The sequence below is a fragment of the Pontixanthobacter sp. genome (assembly GCF_049682855.1).
GTDB lineage: Bacteria > Pseudomonadota > Alphaproteobacteria > Sphingomonadales > Sphingomonadaceae > Pontixanthobacter.
In genome coordinates this window covers 137096-157631 of record NZ_JBAUIK010000007.1, presented here as the reverse complement: position 1 = coordinate 157631, position 20536 = coordinate 137096, and the positions used below count along the sequence as shown (strand labels likewise).

Below are 20536 nucleotides of genomic sequence, written 5' to 3'. Positions count from 1 at the left end.
GCGCAGATGGCCGCCGGGCGCGCGTTTGTGCTGGCTGCGGCGGCGCAGGTGGGCGCTGGCGGACCTGACTGCCCCGGCTTACAGGGGGCTGAGCGGTTGCAGCGCCGCGATCTCTGCGTCCGCCGCTGCGGGCGTTGTCCGGGTTGCCGCCCCGGTTTGTATCCGCACTGGCGCCTCCGCCGCGGCGGCGGTCGCGCCGGTCTGCGCGGCCTGCTGTATCATCACCGCGCGCTTCCCCGCCGCGCCGCCATCCATCACGATATCTGTCGCCGCGATTGCGGCGGTCACGATATTGGCCGTCATCGCCGCGCTGATAATGGTCCCACCGGGCATCGTTATTGCTGCGGTAATGCCGCCGTGCCCGCTCTCTCCAAAACGCGCTCTGGCGATTATTCCAGGTATAGCGCCGGCCAAACCGGTCATAAACAATCGTGCCTATACCAGGATAATAATAATCATCATACCAGCCGAAATAGGAATAGGCGAAGCCTGGCTGGTAGTACGGATCATACCCGCTGCCATAATATTGATCATCGCCATAGGCATCATAAACCACGCATCCGCTGAGCGAGAGCATGGCAGATGCCAACACGGTATAGTGCACAATTCTACCTGATATTTTGATCGGCATCGATTCGCTCCATAAGACATCGTCCGCCTGGTGAGACGGTCTTTGAAGGCGGTGAATTGAATGGTCTGTGAACTGGCGTTGAAACGTATGTTCAGGCTGCGCGCGGCAGGCTGAGCCTGACCATCAGGCCGCCCAGATCCTCGCTTTCTTCAAGTGTCACGCCGCCGCCGTAAATCTCGGCCACATCACGCACAATCGCAAGGCCCAGCCCGGTGCCCGGCTTGCCGGTATCCAGCCGCGCCCCGCGATCAAATATCTCGGTGCGTTTGTCGGGCGGAATACCCATCCCGTCATCCTCCACCCAGATAACACATTGATCCGATCCGTCTTCCGCATCAACCGTTACAAACACGCTGCCGCCGCCATATTTTGCCGCGTTTTCGATCAGATTGCCGAGGATCTCATCAAGGTCCTGCCGCTCGATCGACACTTCGGCCTGACGCTTGCCGTCAATATCGAAACGGACGCTGGGATAGAGCCGCTCAATCGCGCGCCGCACCGCCTCTACGCTGTCGCATACCGGGGTGCGCGCCATACCCACGGCGCGGCGGCCAACGGCGCGCGCGCGGGCGAGGTGATGATCGACATGGCGGCGCATAGTGGTCGCTTCACGGATTACCGTATCGGGCAAATCGGGCGCGCGGGCAGTGGCGGCATTGTTCACCACCGTCAGCGGCGTTTTCAGCGCATGGGCAAGATTGCCCGCATGCGTGCGCGCCTCTTCCGCTTGCTTCTCTGAATGTTCGAGCAGCATATTCAGTTCTTCAACCAGAGGCTGCACTTCATGCGGCAACGGGTCGGTGACGCGGTTATTGCCGGTGGTGCGGATACGCTGGATCGCCATGCGGATACGCCGCAATGGCCGCAGCCCGTAATAGCTTTGCAAGGCCGCCATCACGAACAGCCCCAGGCCAAGCACCGCAAACGACCAGATCAGGATCGAACGAAACTGAAGAATCTGAGCATCGAGATCGGCGCGCGCGGAGGCAACGGCAAAAGTCCACTGGGTATCGCTGCCAGGCAGAATGATGCTCCGTTCAACGATCCGCAACGGTTCGCGTGCGAATTGCTCGCTATCGTAATAATGCGGCTCCGCATCAAAATGCTCTTCCTGCAATTGCAGACTGCGATCCCACAGACTGCGAGAGGGCCAATCCTCATGCCCCGCTCCGCTGATCTGCCAGTACAGGCCGCTATTGGGTTCAAGGAATTTCTGGTCACCCAAAGTGCGATAGAACAGCACTTCGCCATCCGGCCCCACCTCTGCCGAGGCGATCATACCGGTGAGCATATATTCGAGCTGTTCGTCAAAATTGCGCTCGACCACGTTCTTCAGTGCCCGGTCCAAAGCAAAGCCGCCGCCGAGCAGCAGGATGAGTATCCAGCCCGCCGCGATGATCATCATCCGTCGCGACAGGCTGCCTGTATCAGGCGAAGCAAAGCTGCCAGCCGTCGATACCGCAGCCGGTGATGGGAACACGCGCCCGGTGATGTCTGGTGTTCCCCCTGTTGCAGATTTGGGGACCAGAAGACTTTCGGGCGCGTTCATATCAGGTCGCTCGCGGCGTCTCGTCAGGATCATCGAGGCTGTAGCCCAGCCCGCGAATGGTCGTAATCACCTCTGCACCCAGTTTTTTGCGGATACGCGTAACGAACACTTCGATAGTGTTGGAATCGCGGTCAAAATCCTGATCGTAAATATGCTCAATCAACTCCGTCCGGCTGACAACCTTGCCCTTGTGATGCATCAGATAGCTAAGCAGCTTATATTCCTGCGCGGTCAGTTTCACCGGTTCTCCCGACAACGTGACCCGGCCGGACCGGGTATCGAGGCGGACTTGCCCAGCGGTAAGTTCTGATGATGTATTGCCCGATGCGCGGCGGATCAGCGCACGCAGACGGGCAATAAGTTCCTCTGTCTGGAATGGTTTGGCGAGATAGTCATCCGCGCCCGCATCAAGGCCGGCGACTTTATCCGACCAGCTGTCGCGTGCGGTCAGGACCAGAACCGGGAATGTCCGGCCTTCCTTGCGCCACATGCCCAGCACTGTCAGCCCGTCGATTTCGGGCAGACCGAGATCGAGGATAACCGCGTCATAATCCTCGGTCGAACCAAGAAAATGGCCGTCTTCGCCATCGGTGGACAGATCCACTGCGTAACCGGTCTGTTCCAAAGTGGTTTTGAGCTGCTGGCCGAGTGTCGGCTCGTCCTCAACAATCAGTAATCGCATCGTTTTTCAGGTCCCCTGAAGATTGCCCGGATTTAATCGTGCCTGCTAAGTGGTCGTTTGCTGCAAATGCGTCAACTCATCGGGTAAATCTTGCGCTGTTTCCTCACCGGTCAAATCCTCAGATGATCGGATATTTATTGGCTGCGGCGCAATATCCGCCCGGTGCGCGCATCCACATCAACAAACGTCACACGCCCGTCACGGATGAATTTCAGGCGGTAGGCCATCGCGATAGAATCATAGGCCGGGCCAAGATACTCCGCACCGCGCATGCCCGGCAGAACGCGCCGTTCAATTTCGCGCAGCGACAATACGTTGCCCGCCTGCATTTCCTTGCGCGCCTCTCCTTGATCCGTGCGCGGCTGTGACTGCGCCATTGCCGGTGTCAGGCCTGAAGCAGCCAGCACGGCTGCGGCGATAATGGGAAGGCGTTTTATCATCGTAAAATACTGCATATTTGGCATCCATTGAACACGCCGTGAATAAACTGCGTAACTCCACTGAGCACATGCTGCCTGTTACCGGGCCTGTTACCGGGCCTGTTACCGGGCCTGTTGCGTCATCTCATATTTGACAGTCACCGTGACGCCGGTGCCAACCATACCGGGCTCTACCGGTGTTGCCTCCACCGTAATCGCATCCGCAGAACGTGCGGCCATCACTGGAACCGGCCGATTGGACGATACTGCCTCGCTCACTTCCAGCAGACGGATGCCCGAATATCCTGCCCAGCCCGCATATTCGCTCGCACGCGCCCGGGCGGTGTCCATTGCAGCCTTGCGCGCCTGTGCCTTGGCCATTGTATCATCGCTGATGGAAAAATCCGGTCCGCCAATATCGGTCGCGCCGGCCGCGACCAGCGCATCCAATACTGCGCCTGTTTCCGACACGTCGCGCAAGATCACAGTGACCCGATTGGACACTCTATAAGCACGGAAGATTTGCCGCTTGGAAGTGCGGTCATAATCATATTGGGCATTCAGATTGATGCCCGATGTTTGAATATCCTTCTCCTCAATTCCAAGCGACTTCATGCGCGCAATGACCGTTGTCATAGCTGCCGCATTATCTGCCATCGCGCGCACAGCGGTCGGCGCTTCTGACGAAACGCCCGCGCTCACCGTTGCTATATCAGGCGCAGCCTTGACCTGCTCCGATATGGTCAGTTCCACCACCGGACCCGCAGACTGGATCTGCACCTCCGCAGCGGCAAGCGGGCTTCCGATCAAAGCGGACATAAGTACTGGTAAGGCGTAACGGATCACAACTATTCTCCCACAATATGCGCTGCCTAGTGCAGACTGCGCGCTTGCCGCAAGCTGAACCGCAGTCCAGCAAGATCGGCCCAAGCTGCTTGTCGCAGCGATCTGGCATCGCTAAGCGCCAGACTATGGCCCAGCCCCCGCTTCTCAGTCTTGAAAATATCGGTCTGCAGATCGGCGGGCGGTGGCTGTTTGAAGGGCTGGATTTGCATATCGGCCCGCGCGACCGGCTCGCGCTGATTGGCCGCAACGGTGCGGGCAAAACCACTTTGTTCCGGCTGATCAATGACCATCTCGAACCCGATAAGGGGGCGCGTAAAGTCAAACCCGGCACACGCATTGTGGTGCTGGAACAGGAACCCGATGTCGCAGCATTTGACACGCTGATGGATTTCGCTCTGGCGGGCGAGCATCCGCCCGAAGAATATGAGGTGGACGCAATCGCCGGCCAGCTCGGCATCGATATGACGACCCCCTCGCAGGGCGCAAGCGGGGGTGAGAAACGCCGCGCCGCTATCGCCCGCGCGCTGGCGCAGGATCCCGATTTGCTGTTGATGGATGAACCCACCAACCATCTCGATCTGGACGCTATCGAATGGCTCGAAGGATGGCTGGGGGGCTATAAGGGCGCATTTGTGACTATCAGCCACGACCGGACATTCCTGAAACGCCTTACCAATGCGACAATCTGGCTGGATCGCGGAGCCTTGCGGCGCAAGGATGTCGGTTTCGGCGGATATGATGCGTGGGAAGCGCAGGTCTATGCCGAAGAAGCGCGCGCGGCGCAGAAGCTGGATGCCAGGCTGAAATTGGAAGCGCATTGGCTGGAACGCGGCGTGACTGCGCGCCGCAAACGCAATCAGGGACGGCTTGAAAAATTGTGGCAGATGCGGGCGCAGCGCGCGGCGATGATCAATCCCGCCGGCGCGGCCAAGCTCGGTCTGGAAAGCGACGATAGCAATAAATCCAAAGCGGTTATTGTCGCTGATAAAGTGTCCAAATCCTACGGCAGCGGGCAGACTGCCCGGACCATCATCCGCGATTTCTCTCTCCGCATCCAGCGCGGCGACAGGATCGGTGTCGTCGGGTCAAACGGGGCGGGTAAAACCACTTTGCTGAAACTGCTCACCGGTGAAATCAGGCCGGATACAGGATCGGTTACTATCGCCAAAACGCTAACCGGTGTGACGATCGACCAGCAGCGCGCTTTGCTTACGCCGGACAAATCGGTGCGCGATGTACTGGCCGAAGGGAGCGACTGGATCGACGTGCGCGGGGTGCGCAAACATGTGAAAGGATACCTCAAGGAATTTCTGTTTGATCCTGGCCTGATCGATACCAATGTTTCGACCATGTCGGGCGGCGAGCGGTCACGGCTGCTATTGGCGCGCGAGTTTTCGCGGAAGTCCAATTTGCTGGTGCTGGATGAACCGACCAATGATCTCGATCTGGAAACGCTCGATCTGCTGCAAGAAGTTATCGCCGATTATGACGGAACCGTCCTCATCGTCAGCCACGACCGCGATTTTCTGGACCGGACCGTAACGCTGACGCTGGGCCTCGATGGGAGCGGCTTTGTCGATAGTGTCGCGGGCGGATATGAGGACTGGGAAGCCAAGCGTCAGAAACGCTCTGCACCCGCTAAGCCGCGTTCTGATGCCGCTAAGCCAGCTACGCCCACGCCCGCCAAATCCGCGCCGAAAAGCACCAAGCTGAGCTATAAGGACCAGCGCGATTACAAGATGCTGCCAGCCCGGATCGCGGAACTGGACGCTGCGATTGCCAAAGGCGAAGCGATCCTGGCCGACCCGGACCTCTACACCAGTGATCCGCAGAAATTCGCCAATATCAACAAGGGGCTTGAAAATGCACATGCGGAAAAAGACGCAGCCGAGGAACGCTGGCTAGAGCTTGCCGAAATGGTCGAAGGTTGAATTGAGCGCACTGCATCAGCAAATCCGCGATTGTACCATATGCGCCAGCCATCTGCCCGGCGGCGTCCGGCCAATCGTGCAATTCTCACCCGCCGCCCAAATTGTCATCATCGGCCAAGCGCCCGGATCAAAAGTCCACAAAAGCGGTATCCCGTGGGATGATGCCAGCGGTGACCGGCTGCGCGACTGGACCGGCCTCACCGACGCTCAACTGTACGATCCACAGCAGGTCGCGCTTGTACCGATGGGTTTCTGCTATCCCGGTAAAGCATCGGGCGGAGACAAGCCCCCGCGTACCGAATGCGCGCCGTTATGGCATGGCCGGATTATGGCGCAATTGCCAACTGATCGCCTGACAGTCCTGGTTGGCACATATGCTCAGGCGCATTACCTACCCGCCGCCCGGTCACTGTCAATGACGGAGCGCGTCCGCGCTTTTGAAACGTTTCTGCCTGACTATTTCCCCATCCCCCATCCGGCATGGCGCAGCCGCATATGGGCAAAAAAGCACCCGTGGTTTGGTGAGAATGTTCTGCCTGAATTGCGCTCGATGATTGCTGCGCGGATCATTTGATCCGGTAAAAATCCGCCACTCTTTCCAACGCAAGTTTCAAAACCAGCTTCCCGCTGCGCGCAGGCCAGGCGAGCACTTTTTCGGCATCGGGCAAACCTTCGCCCGCGCATACCACGCGCCATAAAATGTCCGACAAACCACTGCCCGCCTGCGCAATCGCCCCGTCAAACCGCTGTTTGGCCGCGATCTGCCGTTCGGTTGGTGACAGCCCGGTATCACCAGCTGGACCGGCGATGCGGACCGGGTCCCAGCGCATCGTCAGGCTGGCGCTTAAGAGTGCATTTTCGTAATCTGCGCGGAGCCGTTCGCCTGCATCAAACAGCCGGTTATCAATATGCCCCCGGGAATGAAGCCAGGATAAAGGCGATTCCGCCAGATTGACCGCGACACTGCGCCTACCCTTGCGCCGCCCGCCATCCCGCTTTGGCCCCTCGCTCGTCAATTCGCGTTCAATAATTTTTCGCTGCATGGTTGCTCCCACAATGTGCCGAATCACTCCTTGCCAAATCGGCATTGTTGTAGGAAAGATAAAAACCAATATGGTTTGCATAGCGTTTCCCTGACAAGGCAGTCCGATGATCAACCGCATCCGTGATATCCGTAAAGCCAAAGGTATGACACTGGCCGATGTGGCGCAGGCGTGCGCGCCCCCCACGACCGCTCAGACCATCGGGCGGTTGGAAACGGGTATGCGCAATCTCTCTGTCAAATGGATGGACCGGATCGCTGCTGCGCTCGAGATTGATCCGCAGATGCTGGTGCGGTCCGATACTGCGCAGACGGCACAGATTGTCGCGGAACTGACCGATGCAGGGGCGGAGGCTCTTACGGCACCGCGTGATGCCTTACCGCCTACCGAACTGGCCGGGGACGGTGCTTTGATGGTTCTGACCGTCGCGGCCAGCGCGGGCGAGTATCGTGCGGGCGACCAGTTATGGTTGCGGCAGATCGAAACAGAACATGCCGCCCGCGCGATAAATCGCGACGTGTTGGTCCCGCGCAAGGCCGGCCGTTTTGCCTTTGGCCGTCTGATCGACCGTCAGGCCGCTTTGGTCGGAATACTGCCGCCAGGACTGGGACAGAAACAACAGATTGTTGATAATCCGCCGTGGATTGCCGTGGCTGAAATGCTGGTGCGTCCGCTATGATACCAGGGCATACAATCGGCCCCAGACGGGTGCTGTCTATCTCGACGCTGTACCCCAATTCCCACATGCCGCGCTTTGGCACCTTTGTGGCGCGCTCGCTGGAGGCATTGGCCGCGCGCGGCGAATGGGATGTGACCGTGATCAATCCGATCGGCATTCCGCCGCTCGCGCTGGGCCGGTACAAACCCCTGGTTGCCGCCGCAACCGATGGGGTGGAGACCGGCGTGAAGGTGCACCGCCCCTGCTTCACTCTCATCCCCAATATCGGTGCGCGCATTAATCCGGGCGTAATTGGCCGCAAGATTTTGCCGCTGGTGGAACGTCTCCATGCCGAGCATCCGTTTGATCTTATCGACGCACAATTTTTCTATCCTGATGGCCCCGCAGCGGCCTGGATTGCCGAACAACTTGGTTTGCCATGCTCGATCAAAGCGCGCGGATCGGACATCAGTTTCTGGGGCCAGAAACATTTCGCTCTCGATCAAATGCTGGAAGCTGCAGAACGCGCCACCGGGTTGCTTGCTGTGTCCAAGGCTCTCGCCCGCGATATGGACCGTATCGGCATGTCACTGGACAAGATTTCGGTGCATTATACCGGCCTTGACCGCGACCGCTTCCGTCCGCTGGACCATGACGGTATGCGCACCATGCTGGGCAGGCGATTGGGCATTGATCTGCCCGAGAAGAAGCCGCTTTTCGTCTCTGTCGGGGCACTGATCGAACGCAAAGGGCAGGATATGGCGCTCGGCGCGCTCCCCAGCATTCCCGACGCACGATTGCTGCTGATCGGCAATGGGCAGGATGAACGCCATTTGCGCAATCTGGCGTTTGATCTGAAAGTGGATGACCGGGTCTTTTTCCTGGGTTCGGTCGATCACGATATATTGCCGGTTATTCTATCTGCGGCTGATGCGATGGTGCTGCCGTCGGCCAATGAAGGCCTGGCCAATGCATGGGTGGAGGCGCTTGCGTGCGGTACCCCGCTGGTCATCTGTGACGCAGGTGGTGCGCGTGAACTTGTTACGTCGGAGGATGCCGGGCTGATCGTGGACCGGTCGCTGGAAGCGGTCACCGCAGGATTGCAGCAAATACTGGCCAATCGCCCGCCGCGCGCAGCCGTTGCAGCAATGGCCGAGCAGTTCAGCTGGCAGGCCAATGCGGAAAAGCTGTCGCATTATTACACACGCCTGATCAGCTAGGGTCAGGGCCGGGAAACGGGCTTACATTTCGCCGCGAGCCAGCCGTTCCTGCTTATCCGCAACCGTTTCTTCGGGCACGAAGCTGTCGGAATTGACCCCCAGCCAGATAAGGATCGGCGCCGCCATATATACCGAGCTGTAGGTACCGATAAACAGACCCAGTGTGATCGCGGCAACCAGACCAAACAGGCTTGCCGGACCGATTAACAGCAGAGCAATCAAGGCGACAAACAACGTCAACGACGTCATGATCGTGCGCGCCAAAGTCTCGTTTACGGACAGGTCGAGCAATTCGGGCAGCGGCATTTTGCGGTATTTCTTCAGATTTTCCCGAATACGGTCATAGACCACAATCGTATCGTTCAAGGAATAGCCGATAATCGCCAAGATCGCGGCAATAATCTGCAGGCTGAACTCCAGCTGCGTAACCGCGAAAAATCCCAGAGTGAGCGACACATCGTGGACCAGAGCAAACAGGGCGCCAACCCCAAATTGCCATTCAAACCGGATCCAGATGTACAGCGCGACCATCATCATCGCCGCCAGCAGCGCCCACCCGGCATCGTTGCGAAATTCGCCGGAAACCTTGCCGGATACCGAATCGACCCCGTCTATGCGAACATCTGGATGGCCAGCCTGCATGGCTTCGGTAATCCGGTCAGTCATTGCATTGGCAAATCCGGGATCGCCTTCTGCCTCTGGCGGCAGTTTGACTCGGATGGAAACCTGGTTGACCTCGCCAAAGCGTTGAATAACCGGGTCTTCCACCTCATCCAGTGCCGCCACGGTTTGGCGCAATTCCGTGATTGGTGCGGTTTCTTCACCCACGAATGTGGCGCGGATTTCCTGACCGCCGGCAAAATCAACGCCGTAATTGAGGCCCTGTACGGCCACCAACCCCCAGCTTGCAATCATCAGTAACACGCTGACGATATAAAACGGCACACGCCATTTCAGGAATTTGATATTGGTATCTTCGGGGACAAGTTTTAGCAGTCGCATGGTCAGTCTCCCCTTTATACGTTCAAGTCTTGCGGGCGGGCTTTGCGAAGCCATCCGGCGACCCACATGCGGGTCAGGAATACAGCGGTAAATACGCTGGTGAACAGGCCGACAATCAGCACGATCGCAAAGCCCCGGATCGGGCCGGAGCCAAACAGGAACAGCAGTACTCCAGCGATAAAGTTGGTGATGTTCGCATCATAAATCGCGCGGCTGGCTTCCTTGTAACCGGTTTCAACAGCAGCGATTACGCGCCGCCCGCGTTTTCGTTCTTCGCGTATGCGTTCGTTAATCAGGACATTGGCATCCACCGCCGCACCGATGGTTAGCACAAATCCGGCGATACCGGGCAATGTCAAAGTGGTATTGCCGATGGCCATGATACCCAGCAACATCAACACGTTAAAGAACAAAGCTACCGTGGCATAGACACCGAACCTGCCATAGCTGGCGATCATCAGCGCGATCACAGCGACCGAGCCGATCATCATCGCAATCATGCCGCGCTTGATAGAATCCGCGCCGAGGTCTGGCCCGACGGTACGTTCTTCAACCACGGTCAGGTCCACCGGCAATGCGCCCGACCGCAAGGAAATCGCCAATTGGTTGGCGGATTCGGTCGTGAAGCTACCTGAAATCTGCGCGCTGCCGCCGCGAATGGGCTCGTTAATATTTGGCGCAGACAGGACTTTGCCATCAAGGATAATCGCAAATGGCTTATTGACGTTCTGCTCTGTCAACTGCGCGAATTTCGCGCCGCCTTGCTGGTCAAACTGGATCGACACAACGGCTTCATTGGTCTGCGGATCGACCGATTGCTGAGCGTTTGTCAGATTGTCACCTTTGATGCCGCCCAAACGGCGCACGGCGATGGATGTCCCCGCTTGCGGCGAATCATCGGCGAAAGGAAAAATCTGGCTACCCGGAGGGGCAATCCCAGCCGCCACGTCGGTCGGCAGCGCCGTCAGATCGACCAGTTTAAACTCCAGGCTGGCGGTCTGACCAAGCAAGGCTTTCAATTCTTCAGGATCCTGCAGCCCGGGAACCTGGACCACAATCCGCGTGTCACCCTGACGGATGATGGTCGGCTCACGCGTGCCAAGAGCATCAATCCGTTTACGGACGACTTCGGTCGCGCTGTCCATCGCCTGAGTGACAGCATTGTCTGCCCCGTCATCGGTTTGCGTCAGGATGAGGCGCGTTTCATCAACCACCTCCAGCGTCCATTCCTGGATCAGGCCGGTGCCGTTCATCAATGGCAGGATTTCCTCGCGGGCGCGGTCAACATCGCTGGCACTATCGAGCAGCAGGCTGAGCTGGCCGTCGCGGGTCGAAACATCCCCGAAACGGATGCGCGGTTCCGCCTGACGCAATACGGTGCGCACGCCCTCTTCCATGTTCTCAAGGCGCTGGGCAACGACCTGCTCCGGCTCTGCCTCCAGCAAAATATGGCTGCCGCCCGCCAAATCGAGACCGAGATTTACCGTCGGGTTCGGCAAGGCATCGGGCCAGCTGAGATTACCGGCGCTGAACAGAGATGGCATCGCCGCCAACGCCATCACCAGAGCCAGTCCCCACAGCCAAATTTTTTTCCACGTTGGAAATTCAAGCATTGTCGCGCAGCCCCATCCCTAAATTAGCAGGCTCAAATCCGGTGGCCGGTGGTTAATCGTTGGCCGCTTTGCCCGCTGGCGGGATAATATCGCCAATGGTGTTCTTGACGGCTTTGACGCGGACGCCCTGGGCGATTTCCAGATCGGCATAATCATCATCAACCTTCATAACCTTGCCGACAAGTCCGCCTGCGGTGACAACCCTGTCACCCTTTTTCATCGATGCGACTTTCGCCTGATGTTCTTTTTGCCGCTTCATTTGCGGACGGATGATCAAAAACCAGAAAATAAGGCCCATACCGACCAAAGGCAGAAACTGGATCCAAGCGGGAGGTGCCTCAGCGGCGCCAACAGCGGCAGTGAGAAGGTAGAGCATCGTTGCGTATGATCCCAAAAATTGTCGTTCCGGATGCATGCTTCATGCGCGGCAAAGCCAGCAATCGCTTTATCCGAGTGAATAAGTGGGTGCGCCTAGCAGCAATGCAAGGAGCGCACAACGCAGCAAACACCCCGTTCCCCACTGCTTTATCGCGCGGAAACGGGCCAATTATTCTTGCGTGCAGGAATATGGCGACCTATAGGCGCGGCATCCACCGGATCGGGACGTGGCGCAGTCTGGTAGCGCACTACACTGGGGGTGTAGGGGCCGTAGGTTCGAATCCTATCGTCCCGACCAGTGGATATTCCTCAGGCAGATTGCAGCGATTGGGTTGCTGCTGCCTGCCTGAGCGGCAGCTTGGCAAGATCACAGACCCGGATGGGCGATGTTGGTGCGGAACAGGCCGGATGCATCGCATTCACTTGCAAGGTTAATACCCGGTATCGCTGGTAGCAGCCGCGCAAACCATCAACCAAAACCATTGCCGTGACCGCCGCCGTAATGATTGCTGCCATGCCGATGATAAGGCTTAACATTCTGCTTCTCCTATTCGTCAAATATGACGGGAAGATCACTACAGATATGTTCCGCAGATGCATGTAAACCGATGTGACCGGCTGTAAACACGTGTAACAATCCTCAGGCTTATGCACAGCGCGGTGAAAAGGCAAGGGCGCGCGCAATCCAAGGCCATGCAGGCCTGCCGTTTCATCACTGACATTGCGGCAACGCCGCGTTTGTATATTGATGGCAGCATGACAGACATATCACCCACCCCCATCAAAATGCGCTCCTGGTTATTTGCCCCCGGGGATAGCGAACGGAAAATGGGCAAGGCCGCCGATGGTGACGCCGATATTGTGCTGCTTGACCTGGAAGATTCTGTCATGCCGGACAGCAAACCGGCGGCCCGGCGATTGGTGCATGATTTCCTGACCGCGCGCAGCGACACGGCGCGGCTCTGGGTACGCATCAATCCGCTCTCCGGTAATGAGGCGCTGGCCGATCTGGACGCCATCATGCCTGCCGCGCCGGGCGGAATTTTCTTGCCCAAAGCCGAGGGTAAAGAGGATGTCGAGACATTGGACGCGGTGCTGACGCGGCTTGAAAATACACACGGTATTGATGCCGGATCGACCAAAGTCGCTGCATTGGTTACCGAAACACCCAAAGCCATGTTTTGCGCAGGCAGCTATGCGGGCGCGCCGCGCCTTGCCGCGATGAGCTGGGGCGCGGAGGATTTATCCTCAGCTCTTGGTGCCCGCGTGCAATTCCAAGCCAATGGCCAGTATATGCCAACTTTCGAACTGGCGCGGAGCCTGTGCCTTGTCGGTGCAGTGGCCGCCGGAGCCGCTCCGATTGAAACCATCCAGTCCGATTTTCGCGATCTGGACGGGCTCAAAACGCGCGCATTGATGGTCCGCAGCCAGGGGTATCGCGGCATGCTGGCGATCCACCCTGCACAAGTGCCGGTGATCAACGAAGCTTTCACTCCCAGCGCGGAAGAACTGGACCACGCCCGCACCATCATCGCCGCCTTCGAAGCCAGTCCCGGCGCAGGAACGGTTGGGCTGAACGGCACGATGCTGGACCGCCCGCATCTCGAACTTGCCAGGGCATTGCTGGCTAGCGCCTAAACGGGGAAATAATTTTCCTACACGAACCCATTTGGTTAGCACTGCTGCGAATCTGATCGCTGGAGCGCACCCTATGGCATTACTCGAATCCCTCATCGGCCCGATCGCATCGCTGATCGACAAGATTATCCCCGACAAGGAAGCGCGCGCCAGGGCTAAGCTGGAACTGCTCAAATTGGAAGGTACGCACGAGCTGCAATCCATCGAAGCGCGCTTGTCCGCGATTGTGGCGGAGGCCAATTCCAAAGACCCGTGGACCAGCCGCGCCCGCCCCAGCTTCCTCTATGTCATGTATGTGCTGCTGCTGACCGCTTTGCCGATGGGCATCCTGTCCGCATTCAGCCCGGCAACCGCAAGCGACATCGCATCGGGCATGAACGCCTATCTCGGCGGATTGCCGGAGCCGCTTTATGCTCTGTTTGGAACAGGATATCTGGGTTATACGGCCGCACGGCAGTGGGGCAAGGTGAAGGGCGTCGACAGATAGGGTGATGCTGCGCTATCGGCGGTGAATGACCAACACCGTCTACGTCCTCAACGGCCCCAATCTCAATCTGCTCGGTATGCGCGAGCCGGATATTTACGGGTCCGATACGCTCGACGATATTGCCGGAATGCTGGAGGATCGCGGGCGAGAGCTGGGTCTGGACATTGATCTGCGCCAGTCCAATCATGAGGGGCATCTGGTCGACTGGCTGCATGAGGCGCAGGCCGAGGGCGCGAAGGCGGTATTGCTCAATGCCGGGGCTTACACGCACACCTCCATCGCGCTGCTTGATGCGATCCGCGCCATTCGTACGCCGGTGATCGAAGTGCATGTGTCCGATCCCTCCACCCGCGAGGAGTTTCGCCATCATTCCTATGTCGGCATGGCGGCGGTGGAAACGGTGCAAGGTCTGGGCGCGCAGTCCTATATTGCCGCGCTTGACGCTGCGGCAAAGCTGTAATCAAGGCGAATTGACGCGGCCGATCACGCGGCTTTTGCTTGCTCTTCTGCGTCGCGGCTTGCATAGGCCGGTGTTTGATTAAACACCGCTCCCTGCGTGGAGCGTCAGCACTGATGGGGCACATATGGCCGAAACCAAGGGCGCAGGCGGGCGCAAGCCTGGCATGAACGTCGATACCAAACTGGTGCGTGAACTGGCGGATATGCTGGGACATACCGGATTGACGGAAATCGAAGTCGAGGACGGAGAACGCAAAATCCGCGTCTCTCGCGCAGGTGGCATCGCAGCTATGGCTCCGCCGCCCCAGATGATTGCTGCGGCAGCTGCCCCCGCCTCTAGCCCTGCCCCTGTCACTCACTCTGCCCCTGTCACTCACCCTGCAACAGGCGCGCCGGTACCCGCCCCCGAAGCGGATAATGGTGACACGCATGCAAATGCGCTCAAATCGCCGATGGTGGGCACCGTCTATCTCGCGCCCGAACCCAACGCGCCCGACTTCATCAGTGTGGGTGCCACTGTCAAAGAAGGGGACACATTGCTGATCGTGGAAGCGATGAAAGTGATGAATCCGATCACCGCCGACACATCAGGTACGGTCAAAGCGATCCTGGTCGAGAACGCGCAGCCGATCGAATTTGACCAACCACTGGTCGTTATCGGCTGATGGGTATTTCCCGAATTCTGATTGCCAATCGCGGCGAGATTGCTCTGCGTATCCACCGTGCGGCGCATGAAATGGGTATCCAGACCGTGGCGGTACATTCCACCGCAGATGCCGATGCCATGCATGTGCGGCTTGCCGATCATGCGGTCTGTATCGGCCCGCCCGCCGCAGCTGAAAGCTATCTCAACACCGCTGCGATTATCTCGGCGGCTGAAATCGCGCAGTGCGATGCGATCCATCCCGGCTACGGCTTTTTATCCGAGAACGAGAAATTCGCCGAAATTGTCGAGGCGCATGATATCGCCTGGATCGGCCCCAAGCCGGAGCATATCCGGACAATGGGCGACAAGGTGATGGCGAAAAAAACCGCTGGCGCACTCGGCCTGCCGCTGGTGCCGGGTTCGGAGGGAGCGATCAGCGATCCGGCAGAGGCCGCCAAGATCGCGCATGACATCGGCTATCCCGTTATTATCAAGGCGGCCTCGGGCGGCGGTGGTCGCGGAATGAAAGTCTGCGAAAGCGAAGATCAGCTGGCATCTTTGATGCAAGCCGCCGGCACAGAAGCTGCCGCCGCCTTTGGCGATGCGACCGTGTATCTTGAGAAATATCTCGGCAATCCGCGCCATATCGAATTTCAGGTGTTTGGTGATGGCAAGGGCAATGCGATCCATCTGGGTGAGCGTGACTGCTCATTGCAGCGCCGCCACCAGAAGGTCTTCGAAGAAGCGCCCTCGCCCGTTTTGTCCGATGAAGAGCGCGGCCGGATGGGCAAAATCTGCGCGGACGCGATGGCTGATATGGGATATCGCGGCGCAGGTACCATCGAATTCCTGTGGGAAGATGGCGCGTTCTATTTCATTGAAATGAATACCCGTTTGCAGGTTGAGCACCCTGTCACCGAGATGATTACCGGCGTCGATCTGGTGCGCGAACAGATCCGCATTGCTGACGGTAAACCCCTATCGGTCAAGCAGGACGAGATCGTGTTTAGCGGGCACGCAATCGAATGCCGCATCAACGCGGAAGACCCGTTCACGTTTGCCCCCTCACCCGGCCAGGTTACCGCATATCACGCGGCGGGCGGTATGCATGTGCGCGTCGATAGCGGGCTGTATGCGGGCTATAGAATTCCGCCCTATTACGATTCCATGATCGCTAAGCTGATCGTCTATGGCCGTAACCGCGAAGGCTGCATCATGCGCCTGCGCCGCGCGCTGGAGGAAATGGTGGTGGAAGGCGTCAAAACCTCAATCCCGCTGCATCAGGAACTGATCCGCCAAGATGACATTTTGAACGGTGATTACACGATCAAATGGCTGGAAGAATATCTGGCTAAGCGGAAGACTTAAGCAATTGAAAAAATTCAATTATCTTTTTCGCATCTGATTCATCTACATTCTTCACAACCTTTCGGCCTCCAACCGAGCTCGTAATCCATAAGTCTTACTTGAGCGCACCCGATTGATGGGTAATGTCCAAAATCTCTGTGAAAAATACATCATGATGACGTAAAGTTGCATGAAATCCGAAATGGTCTTTTGTCGCGTAAACCGCAACCGGATCGCGCAGCTTCCTAAAACTTTGTACGACTTTGTAAACGCAAACCATCACTATCATAAGCACGGCAATGTTCACGCTGCCATAGGTGAATGAATCCAAGAGCAAAAGCAGGCCTGCTCCGCGGGCCGGGCTATTTCCTAGCGTATGCAACAAATCTGGTATGAAAGCAGCGAACAGAAACACGGCACACGTCAAAATACTGATCACATAAACAAGCAGCAATGCCCCTCTACGAAACCGTACTGTGCCATCAAACCCTACACTCAACCCAACGGCACCCCTGGTTCATGTTTGCTGGTGCGGATGGTCAGCGATGTTTTCACGCTTTCGACATTGGGCGCAGGGGTCAGCTTGCTGGTCAAAAATTCCTGAAAGCTCTGCAAGTCGCGGCTGACGACTTTCAGGATAAAGTCGATCTCGCCATTGAGCATATGCACTTCGCGTACCTCGGGCAGATCGTGCATCGCCTCTTCAAATTCTTTTAACGCGCTCTCGGCCTGGCTTTTCAGGCTGACCATCGCGAAGACGGTGATCGCAAAACCCAATTGCGAGGCATCGAGATCGGCGTGGTAGCCTTTGATAACCCCGTTATCCTCCAATGCGCGCACCCGGCGCAGACAGGGCGGCGCGGTCAGGCCGACACGCTGTGCCAGTTCGACATTGGTCACGCGGCCTTGCGCCTGCAATTCTGCCAGCAGACTGCGATCAATTTCGTCGAGATTGGCCATACGAAATATCCTTACGGCATAAGTGCGAGGTGTCGCGGCATTCGGGCAATATAAACGCCACAGTCAAGGTGTGCTGCCTAATATTATTATTCCTGACAGCAATTGTCCCGCTTTGCAACGCTTCGTGCGGGCTGCGTTTCTTACCCACATGAAACTGATATGCCCCGGTCGACCGGTGGTTTTCCCCGGCGCATACACTTGCTCGCCCGACATGCCGCAGATTGAGGAAACGCCCCGCCGCCATGCACTTTGACGACCGCCTTGCCACTGTATTGCGCCACCGCGCATCGGGCGAACGCGCGGCGCGGACGCAGTTCCGCCAATTGCTGGATTTGCTGGGCGGCGCAAGAGGCGGGCGCGATCAGAGCCTGCGGGCAGCAGCGTGGTTAAGGCTTGCAGCACTTGGTGAGACTATTCCCGCCGCCAAGCGCGCGGAAATGATCAACGATCCCGGTTTGCGCTTTCGCAATCCCGAGCTGGCGGCGCATCTGGCCGAAGACGAGCCCGAAGTCGCTGCCGCCGCTCTTGCGCGGGCGAATTTGACCGAAGATGAATGGGCAACGCTCATTCCCCGCCTTCCCGTGCGGGCGCGCGGTTTCCTGCGGCTACGCGGGGATATGGGGGCCACCACCAATGCAGTTCTCGAACGGCTCGGTATTCGGGACCGCGGTTTGCCCCGGCCAGACGCGCTCGAAACAGACGCGCTTGAGACGGATGGGGCCGAGCCTGATGGGGCCGAGGCAGATGAGGCCGAGCCAAGTGGCGCCGAGCCTGATGGGGCCAAAACAGAATATGCCGATACGCAGGGGTCCGAAGCCGAAAACGCCAGCCTGCCCGAAAGCAGCGCGATCGGCGCGCTCGTGCAGCGGATCGAACAATTTCGCAAGGCGCGCGGCAATGCGCCCAATACCCGCTCGGATCCGCATTTGCCTCTGGATGGTCTGACCGATGAACACGCCAAAGCTGAACTGACGGCATTTTCGTTCACATGCGACGGTGCTGGCCGGATTGACTGGGCGAGCGAAGCGGTTGCGCCGTCACTTATCGGCATGGTGCTCAACAATGATGCTGCACGGTTGGCGATGCGGTTCCGCCAACCCATGACCGGTCAGCGTATGACGCTGGCGGGTGCGCCCGCGATCGCTGGCGATTGGATCGCCGATGCCTTTCCCCGCTTCCGCCAGCAGGACGGCCATTTTTATGGCTATGCAGGTACATTCCGGCGTGAAGCAGAGCTATCTGCCGACAATGACGACGACGCGGCATCACTCGAGGCCGACCGCCTGCGCCAGTTGCTGCATGAATTGCGCACTCCGGTGAATGCCATTCAGGGGTTTTCCGAGGTTATCCAGCAACAATTATTCGGTCCCGCCCCGCATGAATATCGTGCGCTGGCCGCCAATATTGCCGGGGATAGCGCCCGGATGCTGGCCGGTTTTGACGAACTCGACCGGCTGGCAAGGCTGGAAACTGGCGCGCTCGACATGGAAGCAGGCGTGTGCGATTTCGGAACCATTGTCTCCGGCCAGATCGACCAGCTACAAACCGTGTTGAAACCGAAAAATGCCACTTTCGAATTTCGTATGGTTGATGCGCCGATGGTCGCGATGGCCAGAGGGGACGGCGAAGCACTGGCCTGGCGGTTCCTTGCCAATCTGGCTGCTGCGGTGGGTGCTGGCGAACATGTGCATGTCGAACTGGCCGTGCATGGCGGCGCTCTGCGGCTATGCTGCGAAATCCCGGCGAGTTTGTGCAGCGTTCCCGATATTTTCGCCACAACGCCCAAACCCGCTGGCGGCGTATTGAGTGCGGGCATGTTCGGGGCCGGTTTCGCGCTGCGGCTGGCGCGCGCCGAAGCACGCGGCGCTGGCGGCGATCTGGCGCGTGTGGATGATTGGCTGATCCTGTCGCTCCCCCTATTGACCAGCGACAATGCGGCCCCTAGCCAGCAACAGGCGAATGGCACTGCGTAACATGTGCTGTGCTGCCTGTATTTGCGGGCGGATGCTGAGGGGAGCACAGGCAGTTGGATCGGCCAATGACGACACCGCCGCCATCCGGTTCTGCCGCCATCTTCGCGCCGGAATTTGGCACGCGTTCCCTGCTCACTGTCGATACTGAAGAAGAATTTGACTGGGACGGTCCGTTTCGCGCCACCGGCCACGGGCTTGGCCATGTCGAGAAGCTGGCGGAATTCCAAGACTTCTGTGAAGCTATGGGGGTCAGCCCCGTCTATCTGATCGACTGGCCGATCGCGACATCGGATGCCGCGCGCGAAGTACTCGCCGGGCCGCTCGCTGCGGGCAAAGCGGAAATCGGTATTCAGCTGCACCCTTGGGTCAATCCTCCGTTTGAGGAGGAAGTGACCGGCCATAACAGTTTCACCGGGAATTTGCCGCCAGAACTGGCGGAGCGGAAATTTCTGGCGCTACGCGATGCCATCCGCGCAAACTTTGCTGCCGAGCCGCAGATTTACCGGGCCGGCCGCTACGGCTTGGGACCATCCAGCGCGGAGATGCTGAAAAATGGCGGGATCACGGTTGATACATCGGTGCGCGCAAATTTTGATTACAGTGCAGCGGGCGGTCCCGATTACCGTAACCACCCCCTGGTCCCCTATTGGGTCGATGCGGATAGGCAATTGCTGGAATTACCGCTGACGACGGTCTATTTCGGGATGCTGCGCAAACAGGGACGCGCGCTATATCCGATGCTGGCAAAAATGCCGCAATTGACAGGCCTTGCATCCTATCTCGGCCTGCTGGAACGGATTTCGCTCACGCCAGAAGGCGTCACCGCTGAAGAGGCATTGCGCGGTATCGATATTGCGATTGATGACCAATTGCCGCTGCTGGTTCTGTCATTCCACAGCCCATCGATTGTGCCGGGCAACACGCCTTATGTGCGCGATGCACGCGATCTGGAGCAGCTGTATGATTGGTGGAGCCGGATTTACACATATCTGGATATGCGAGGAGTGCGCCCCACAACAGTAAAGGAGTTGCTGGGCGCTATACAAAAGTAAGC

General features: G+C 58.3%; 23 protein-coding genes and 1 tRNA gene. 12 read left to right on the top strand and 12 right to left on the bottom strand.

The window, feature by feature from the left end; translation table 11 throughout:
- From WA922_RS03760 to WA922_RS03740, 5 genes are all read right to left on the bottom strand, one after another.
- Positions 1–631 (bottom strand): hypothetical protein (locus tag WA922_RS03760; protein WP_424770333.1); only part of this gene is annotated, 631 nt, incomplete at its 3' end.
- 91 nt (positions 632–722) lie between these two features.
- Entirely contained in the window at positions 723–2180 is a 1458-nt protein-coding gene (locus WA922_RS03755) for a sensor histidine kinase (protein WP_424770332.1), read from the bottom strand.
- Position 2181: 1 nt separating this feature from the next.
- Positions 2182–2862 (bottom strand): response regulator transcription factor, encoded by a 681-nt coding sequence (locus WA922_RS03750; RefSeq protein ID WP_424770331.1) that lies wholly within the window; start codon positions 2860–2862, stop codon positions 2182–2184.
- A gap of 134 nt (positions 2863–2996) precedes the next feature.
- Complete coding sequence (locus WA922_RS03745) at positions 2997–3317, bottom strand: hypothetical protein (RefSeq protein ID WP_424770330.1); 321 nt, start codon at positions 3315–3317, stop codon at positions 2997–2999.
- Between the two features lie 87 nt (positions 3318–3404).
- Positions 3405–4100: an SIMPL domain-containing protein gene (locus WA922_RS03740; protein ID WP_424770329.1), complete on the bottom strand. Its 696-nt coding sequence runs from the start codon at positions 4098–4100 to the stop codon at positions 3405–3407.
- A gap of 152 nt (positions 4101–4252) precedes the next feature.
- On the opposite strand from WA922_RS03740, the gene WA922_RS03735 reads away from it, so the two are divergent.
- Both WA922_RS03735 and WA922_RS03730 read left to right on the top strand, forming a co-directional pair.
- Positions 4253–6058 (top strand): ABC-F family ATP-binding cassette domain-containing protein, encoded by a 1806-nt coding sequence (locus WA922_RS03735; RefSeq protein WP_424770328.1) that lies wholly within the window; start codon positions 4253–4255, stop codon positions 6056–6058.
- 1 nt (position 6059) lies between these two features.
- Positions 6060–6632 (top strand): uracil-DNA glycosylase family protein, encoded by a 573-nt coding sequence (locus WA922_RS03730; RefSeq protein WP_424770327.1) that lies wholly within the window; start codon positions 6060–6062, stop codon positions 6630–6632.
- Here the strand turns inward: WA922_RS03730 and WA922_RS03725 are convergent.
- Positions 6625–7101 carry a DUF6456 domain-containing protein gene (locus tag WA922_RS03725; RefSeq protein ID WP_424770326.1) on the bottom strand — a complete coding sequence of 159 codons (477 nt, stop codon included), beginning with the start codon at positions 7099–7101 and terminating at the stop codon, positions 6625–6627. The two genes, WA922_RS03730 and WA922_RS03725, sit on opposite strands and share 8 nt — an antisense overlap.
- 106 nt (positions 7102–7207) lie before the next feature.
- Between WA922_RS03725 and WA922_RS03720 the strand changes: the two genes are divergently transcribed.
- The gene (locus WA922_RS03720) at positions 7208–7780 is read left to right on the top strand and encodes a helix-turn-helix domain-containing protein (protein WP_424770325.1); all 573 of its coding nucleotides are present in this window, start codon (positions 7208–7210) and stop codon (positions 7778–7780) included.
- 65 nt (positions 7781–7845) lie between these two features.
- Positions 7846–8979, top strand: a complete 1134-nt coding sequence (locus tag WA922_RS03715) for a glycosyltransferase (protein ID WP_424770324.1) — start codon at positions 7846–7848, stop codon at positions 8977–8979.
- A gap of 21 nt (positions 8980–9000) precedes the next feature.
- On the opposite strand, the gene secF is transcribed toward WA922_RS03715, so the two are convergent.
- The 3 genes from secF to yajC are packed head-to-tail and all read right to left on the bottom strand — an operon-like array spanning position 9001 to position 11970.
- Positions 9001–9981: a protein translocase subunit SecF gene (secF, locus tag WA922_RS03710; RefSeq protein ID WP_424770323.1), complete on the bottom strand. Its 981-nt coding sequence runs from the start codon at positions 9979–9981 to the stop codon at positions 9001–9003.
- A gap of 14 nt (positions 9982–9995) precedes the next feature.
- Complete coding sequence (gene secD / locus WA922_RS03705; protein WP_424770322.1) at positions 9996–11594, bottom strand: protein translocase subunit SecD; 1599 nt, start codon at positions 11592–11594, stop codon at positions 9996–9998.
- A gap of 52 nt (positions 11595–11646) precedes the next feature.
- Positions 11647–11970, bottom strand: a complete 324-nt coding sequence (gene yajC / locus WA922_RS03700) for a preprotein translocase subunit YajC (protein WP_424770321.1) — start codon at positions 11968–11970, stop codon at positions 11647–11649.
- A gap of 223 nt (positions 11971–12193) precedes the next feature.
- Between yajC and WA922_RS03695 the strand changes: the two genes are divergently transcribed.
- Positions 12194–12270 (top strand) — tRNA-Pro (locus WA922_RS03695).
- 11 nt (positions 12271–12281) lie between these two features.
- On the opposite strand, the gene WA922_RS03690 is transcribed toward WA922_RS03695, so the two are convergent.
- Entirely contained in the window at positions 12282–12509 is a 228-nt protein-coding gene (locus WA922_RS03690) for a hypothetical protein (RefSeq protein WP_424770320.1), read from the bottom strand.
- Between the two features lie 219 nt (positions 12510–12728).
- Between WA922_RS03690 and WA922_RS03685 the strand changes: the two genes are divergently transcribed.
- From WA922_RS03685 to accC, 5 genes are all read left to right on the top strand, one after another.
- On the top strand, positions 12729–13610 hold the full coding sequence (locus tag WA922_RS03685) for an HpcH/HpaI aldolase/citrate lyase family protein (protein ID WP_424770319.1): 882 nt from the start codon (positions 12729–12731) through the stop codon (positions 13608–13610).
- Positions 13611–13683: 73 nt separating this feature from the next.
- Positions 13684–14097, top strand: a complete 414-nt coding sequence (locus WA922_RS03680) for a holin family protein (RefSeq protein WP_424770318.1) — start codon at positions 13684–13686, stop codon at positions 14095–14097.
- 25 nt (positions 14098–14122) lie between these two features.
- Positions 14123–14557 carry a type II 3-dehydroquinate dehydratase gene (locus WA922_RS03675; RefSeq protein WP_424770317.1) on the top strand — a complete coding sequence of 145 codons (435 nt, stop codon included), beginning with the start codon at positions 14123–14125 and terminating at the stop codon, positions 14555–14557.
- A gap of 124 nt (positions 14558–14681) precedes the next feature.
- Entirely contained in the window at positions 14682–15221 is a 540-nt protein-coding gene (gene accB, locus WA922_RS03670) for an acetyl-CoA carboxylase biotin carboxyl carrier protein (RefSeq protein ID WP_424770316.1), read from the top strand.
- Positions 15221–16570: an acetyl-CoA carboxylase biotin carboxylase subunit gene (accC, locus tag WA922_RS03665; RefSeq protein WP_424770315.1), complete on the top strand. Its 1350-nt coding sequence runs from the start codon at positions 15221–15223 to the stop codon at positions 16568–16570. The genes accB and accC overlap by 1 nt, the downstream gene beginning before the upstream one ends.
- 94 nt (positions 16571–16664) lie before the next feature.
- Here the strand turns inward: accC and WA922_RS03660 are convergent, their stop codons facing one another.
- Together WA922_RS03660 and WA922_RS03655 are read right to left on the bottom strand one after the other, a co-directional pair.
- On the bottom strand, positions 16665–17048 hold the full coding sequence (locus WA922_RS03660; RefSeq protein WP_424770314.1) for a hypothetical protein: 384 nt from the start codon (positions 17046–17048) through the stop codon (positions 16665–16667).
- Positions 17045–17509: an Lrp/AsnC family transcriptional regulator gene (locus WA922_RS03655; RefSeq protein WP_424770313.1), complete on the bottom strand. Its 465-nt coding sequence runs from the start codon at positions 17507–17509 to the stop codon at positions 17045–17047. The genes WA922_RS03660 and WA922_RS03655 overlap by 4 nt, the downstream gene beginning before the upstream one ends.
- Positions 17510–17751: 242 nt before the next feature.
- On the opposite strand from WA922_RS03655, the gene WA922_RS03650 reads away from it, so the two are divergent.
- Together WA922_RS03650 and WA922_RS03645 are read left to right on the top strand one after the other, a co-directional pair.
- On the top strand, positions 17752–19482 hold the full coding sequence (locus WA922_RS03650) for a histidine kinase dimerization/phospho-acceptor domain-containing protein (RefSeq protein WP_424770312.1): 1731 nt from the start codon (positions 17752–17754) through the stop codon (positions 19480–19482).
- A 65-nt stretch (positions 19483–19547) separates the two neighbouring features.
- Positions 19548–20534, top strand: a complete 987-nt coding sequence (locus WA922_RS03645) for a polysaccharide deacetylase family protein (protein WP_424770311.1) — start codon at positions 19548–19550, stop codon at positions 20532–20534.
- Positions 20535–20536: the final 2 nt, after the last annotated feature.

Excerpts from the sequence above, each read along its gene's own strand:
- WA922_RS03680 (WP_424770318.1), top strand. The coding sequence starts at position 13,684 with ATGGCATTACTCGAATCCCTCATCGGCCCGATCGCATCGCTGATCGAC.
- WA922_RS03750 (WP_424770331.1), bottom strand. The coding sequence starts at position 2,862 with ATGCGATTACTGATTGTTGAGGACGAGCCGACACTCGGCCAGCAGCTC.
- accC (WP_424770315.1), top strand. The coding sequence starts at position 15,221 with ATGGGTATTTCCCGAATTCTGATTGCCAATCGCGGCGAGATTGCTCTG.
- yajC (WP_424770321.1), bottom strand. The coding sequence starts at position 11,970 with ATGCTCTACCTTCTCACTGCCGCTGTTGGCGCCGCTGAGGCACCTCCC.
- WA922_RS03675 (WP_424770317.1), top strand. The coding sequence starts at position 14,123 with ATGACCAACACCGTCTACGTCCTCAACGGCCCCAATCTCAATCTGCTC.
- WA922_RS03655 (WP_424770313.1), bottom strand. The coding sequence starts at position 17,509 with ATGGCCAATCTCGACGAAATTGATCGCAGTCTGCTGGCAGAATTGCAG.
- WA922_RS03690 (WP_424770320.1), bottom strand. The coding sequence starts at position 12,509 with ATGTTAAGCCTTATCATCGGCATGGCAGCAATCATTACGGCGGCGGTC.
- WA922_RS03725 (WP_424770326.1), bottom strand. The coding sequence starts at position 7,101 with ATGCAGCGAAAAATTATTGAACGCGAATTGACGAGCGAGGGGCCAAAG.
- WA922_RS03745 (WP_424770330.1), bottom strand. The coding sequence starts at position 3,317 with ATGCAGTATTTTACGATGATAAAACGCCTTCCCATTATCGCCGCAGCC.
- WA922_RS03650 (WP_424770312.1), top strand. The coding sequence starts at position 17,752 with ATGCACTTTGACGACCGCCTTGCCACTGTATTGCGCCACCGCGCATCG.
- WA922_RS03685 (WP_424770319.1), top strand. The coding sequence starts at position 12,729 with ATGACAGACATATCACCCACCCCCATCAAAATGCGCTCCTGGTTATTT.
- WA922_RS03715 (WP_424770324.1), top strand. The coding sequence starts at position 7,846 with ATGCCGCGCTTTGGCACCTTTGTGGCGCGCTCGCTGGAGGCATTGGCC.
- WA922_RS03720 (WP_424770325.1), top strand. The coding sequence starts at position 7,208 with ATGATCAACCGCATCCGTGATATCCGTAAAGCCAAAGGTATGACACTG.
- secF (WP_424770323.1), bottom strand. The coding sequence starts at position 9,981 with ATGCGACTGCTAAAACTTGTCCCCGAAGATACCAATATCAAATTCCTG.
- WA922_RS03755 (WP_424770332.1), bottom strand. The coding sequence starts at position 2,180 with ATGAACGCGCCCGAAAGTCTTCTGGTCCCCAAATCTGCAACAGGGGGA.
- accB (WP_424770316.1), top strand. The coding sequence starts at position 14,682 with ATGGCCGAAACCAAGGGCGCAGGCGGGCGCAAGCCTGGCATGAACGTC.
- WA922_RS03645 (WP_424770311.1), top strand. The coding sequence starts at position 19,548 with ATGACGACACCGCCGCCATCCGGTTCTGCCGCCATCTTCGCGCCGGAA.
- secD (WP_424770322.1), bottom strand. The coding sequence starts at position 11,594 with ATGCTTGAATTTCCAACGTGGAAAAAAATTTGGCTGTGGGGACTGGCT.
- WA922_RS03735 (WP_424770328.1), top strand. The coding sequence starts at position 4,253 with ATGGCCCAGCCCCCGCTTCTCAGTCTTGAAAATATCGGTCTGCAGATC.
- WA922_RS03740 (WP_424770329.1), bottom strand. The coding sequence starts at position 4,100 with ATGTCCGCTTTGATCGGAAGCCCGCTTGCCGCTGCGGAGGTGCAGATC.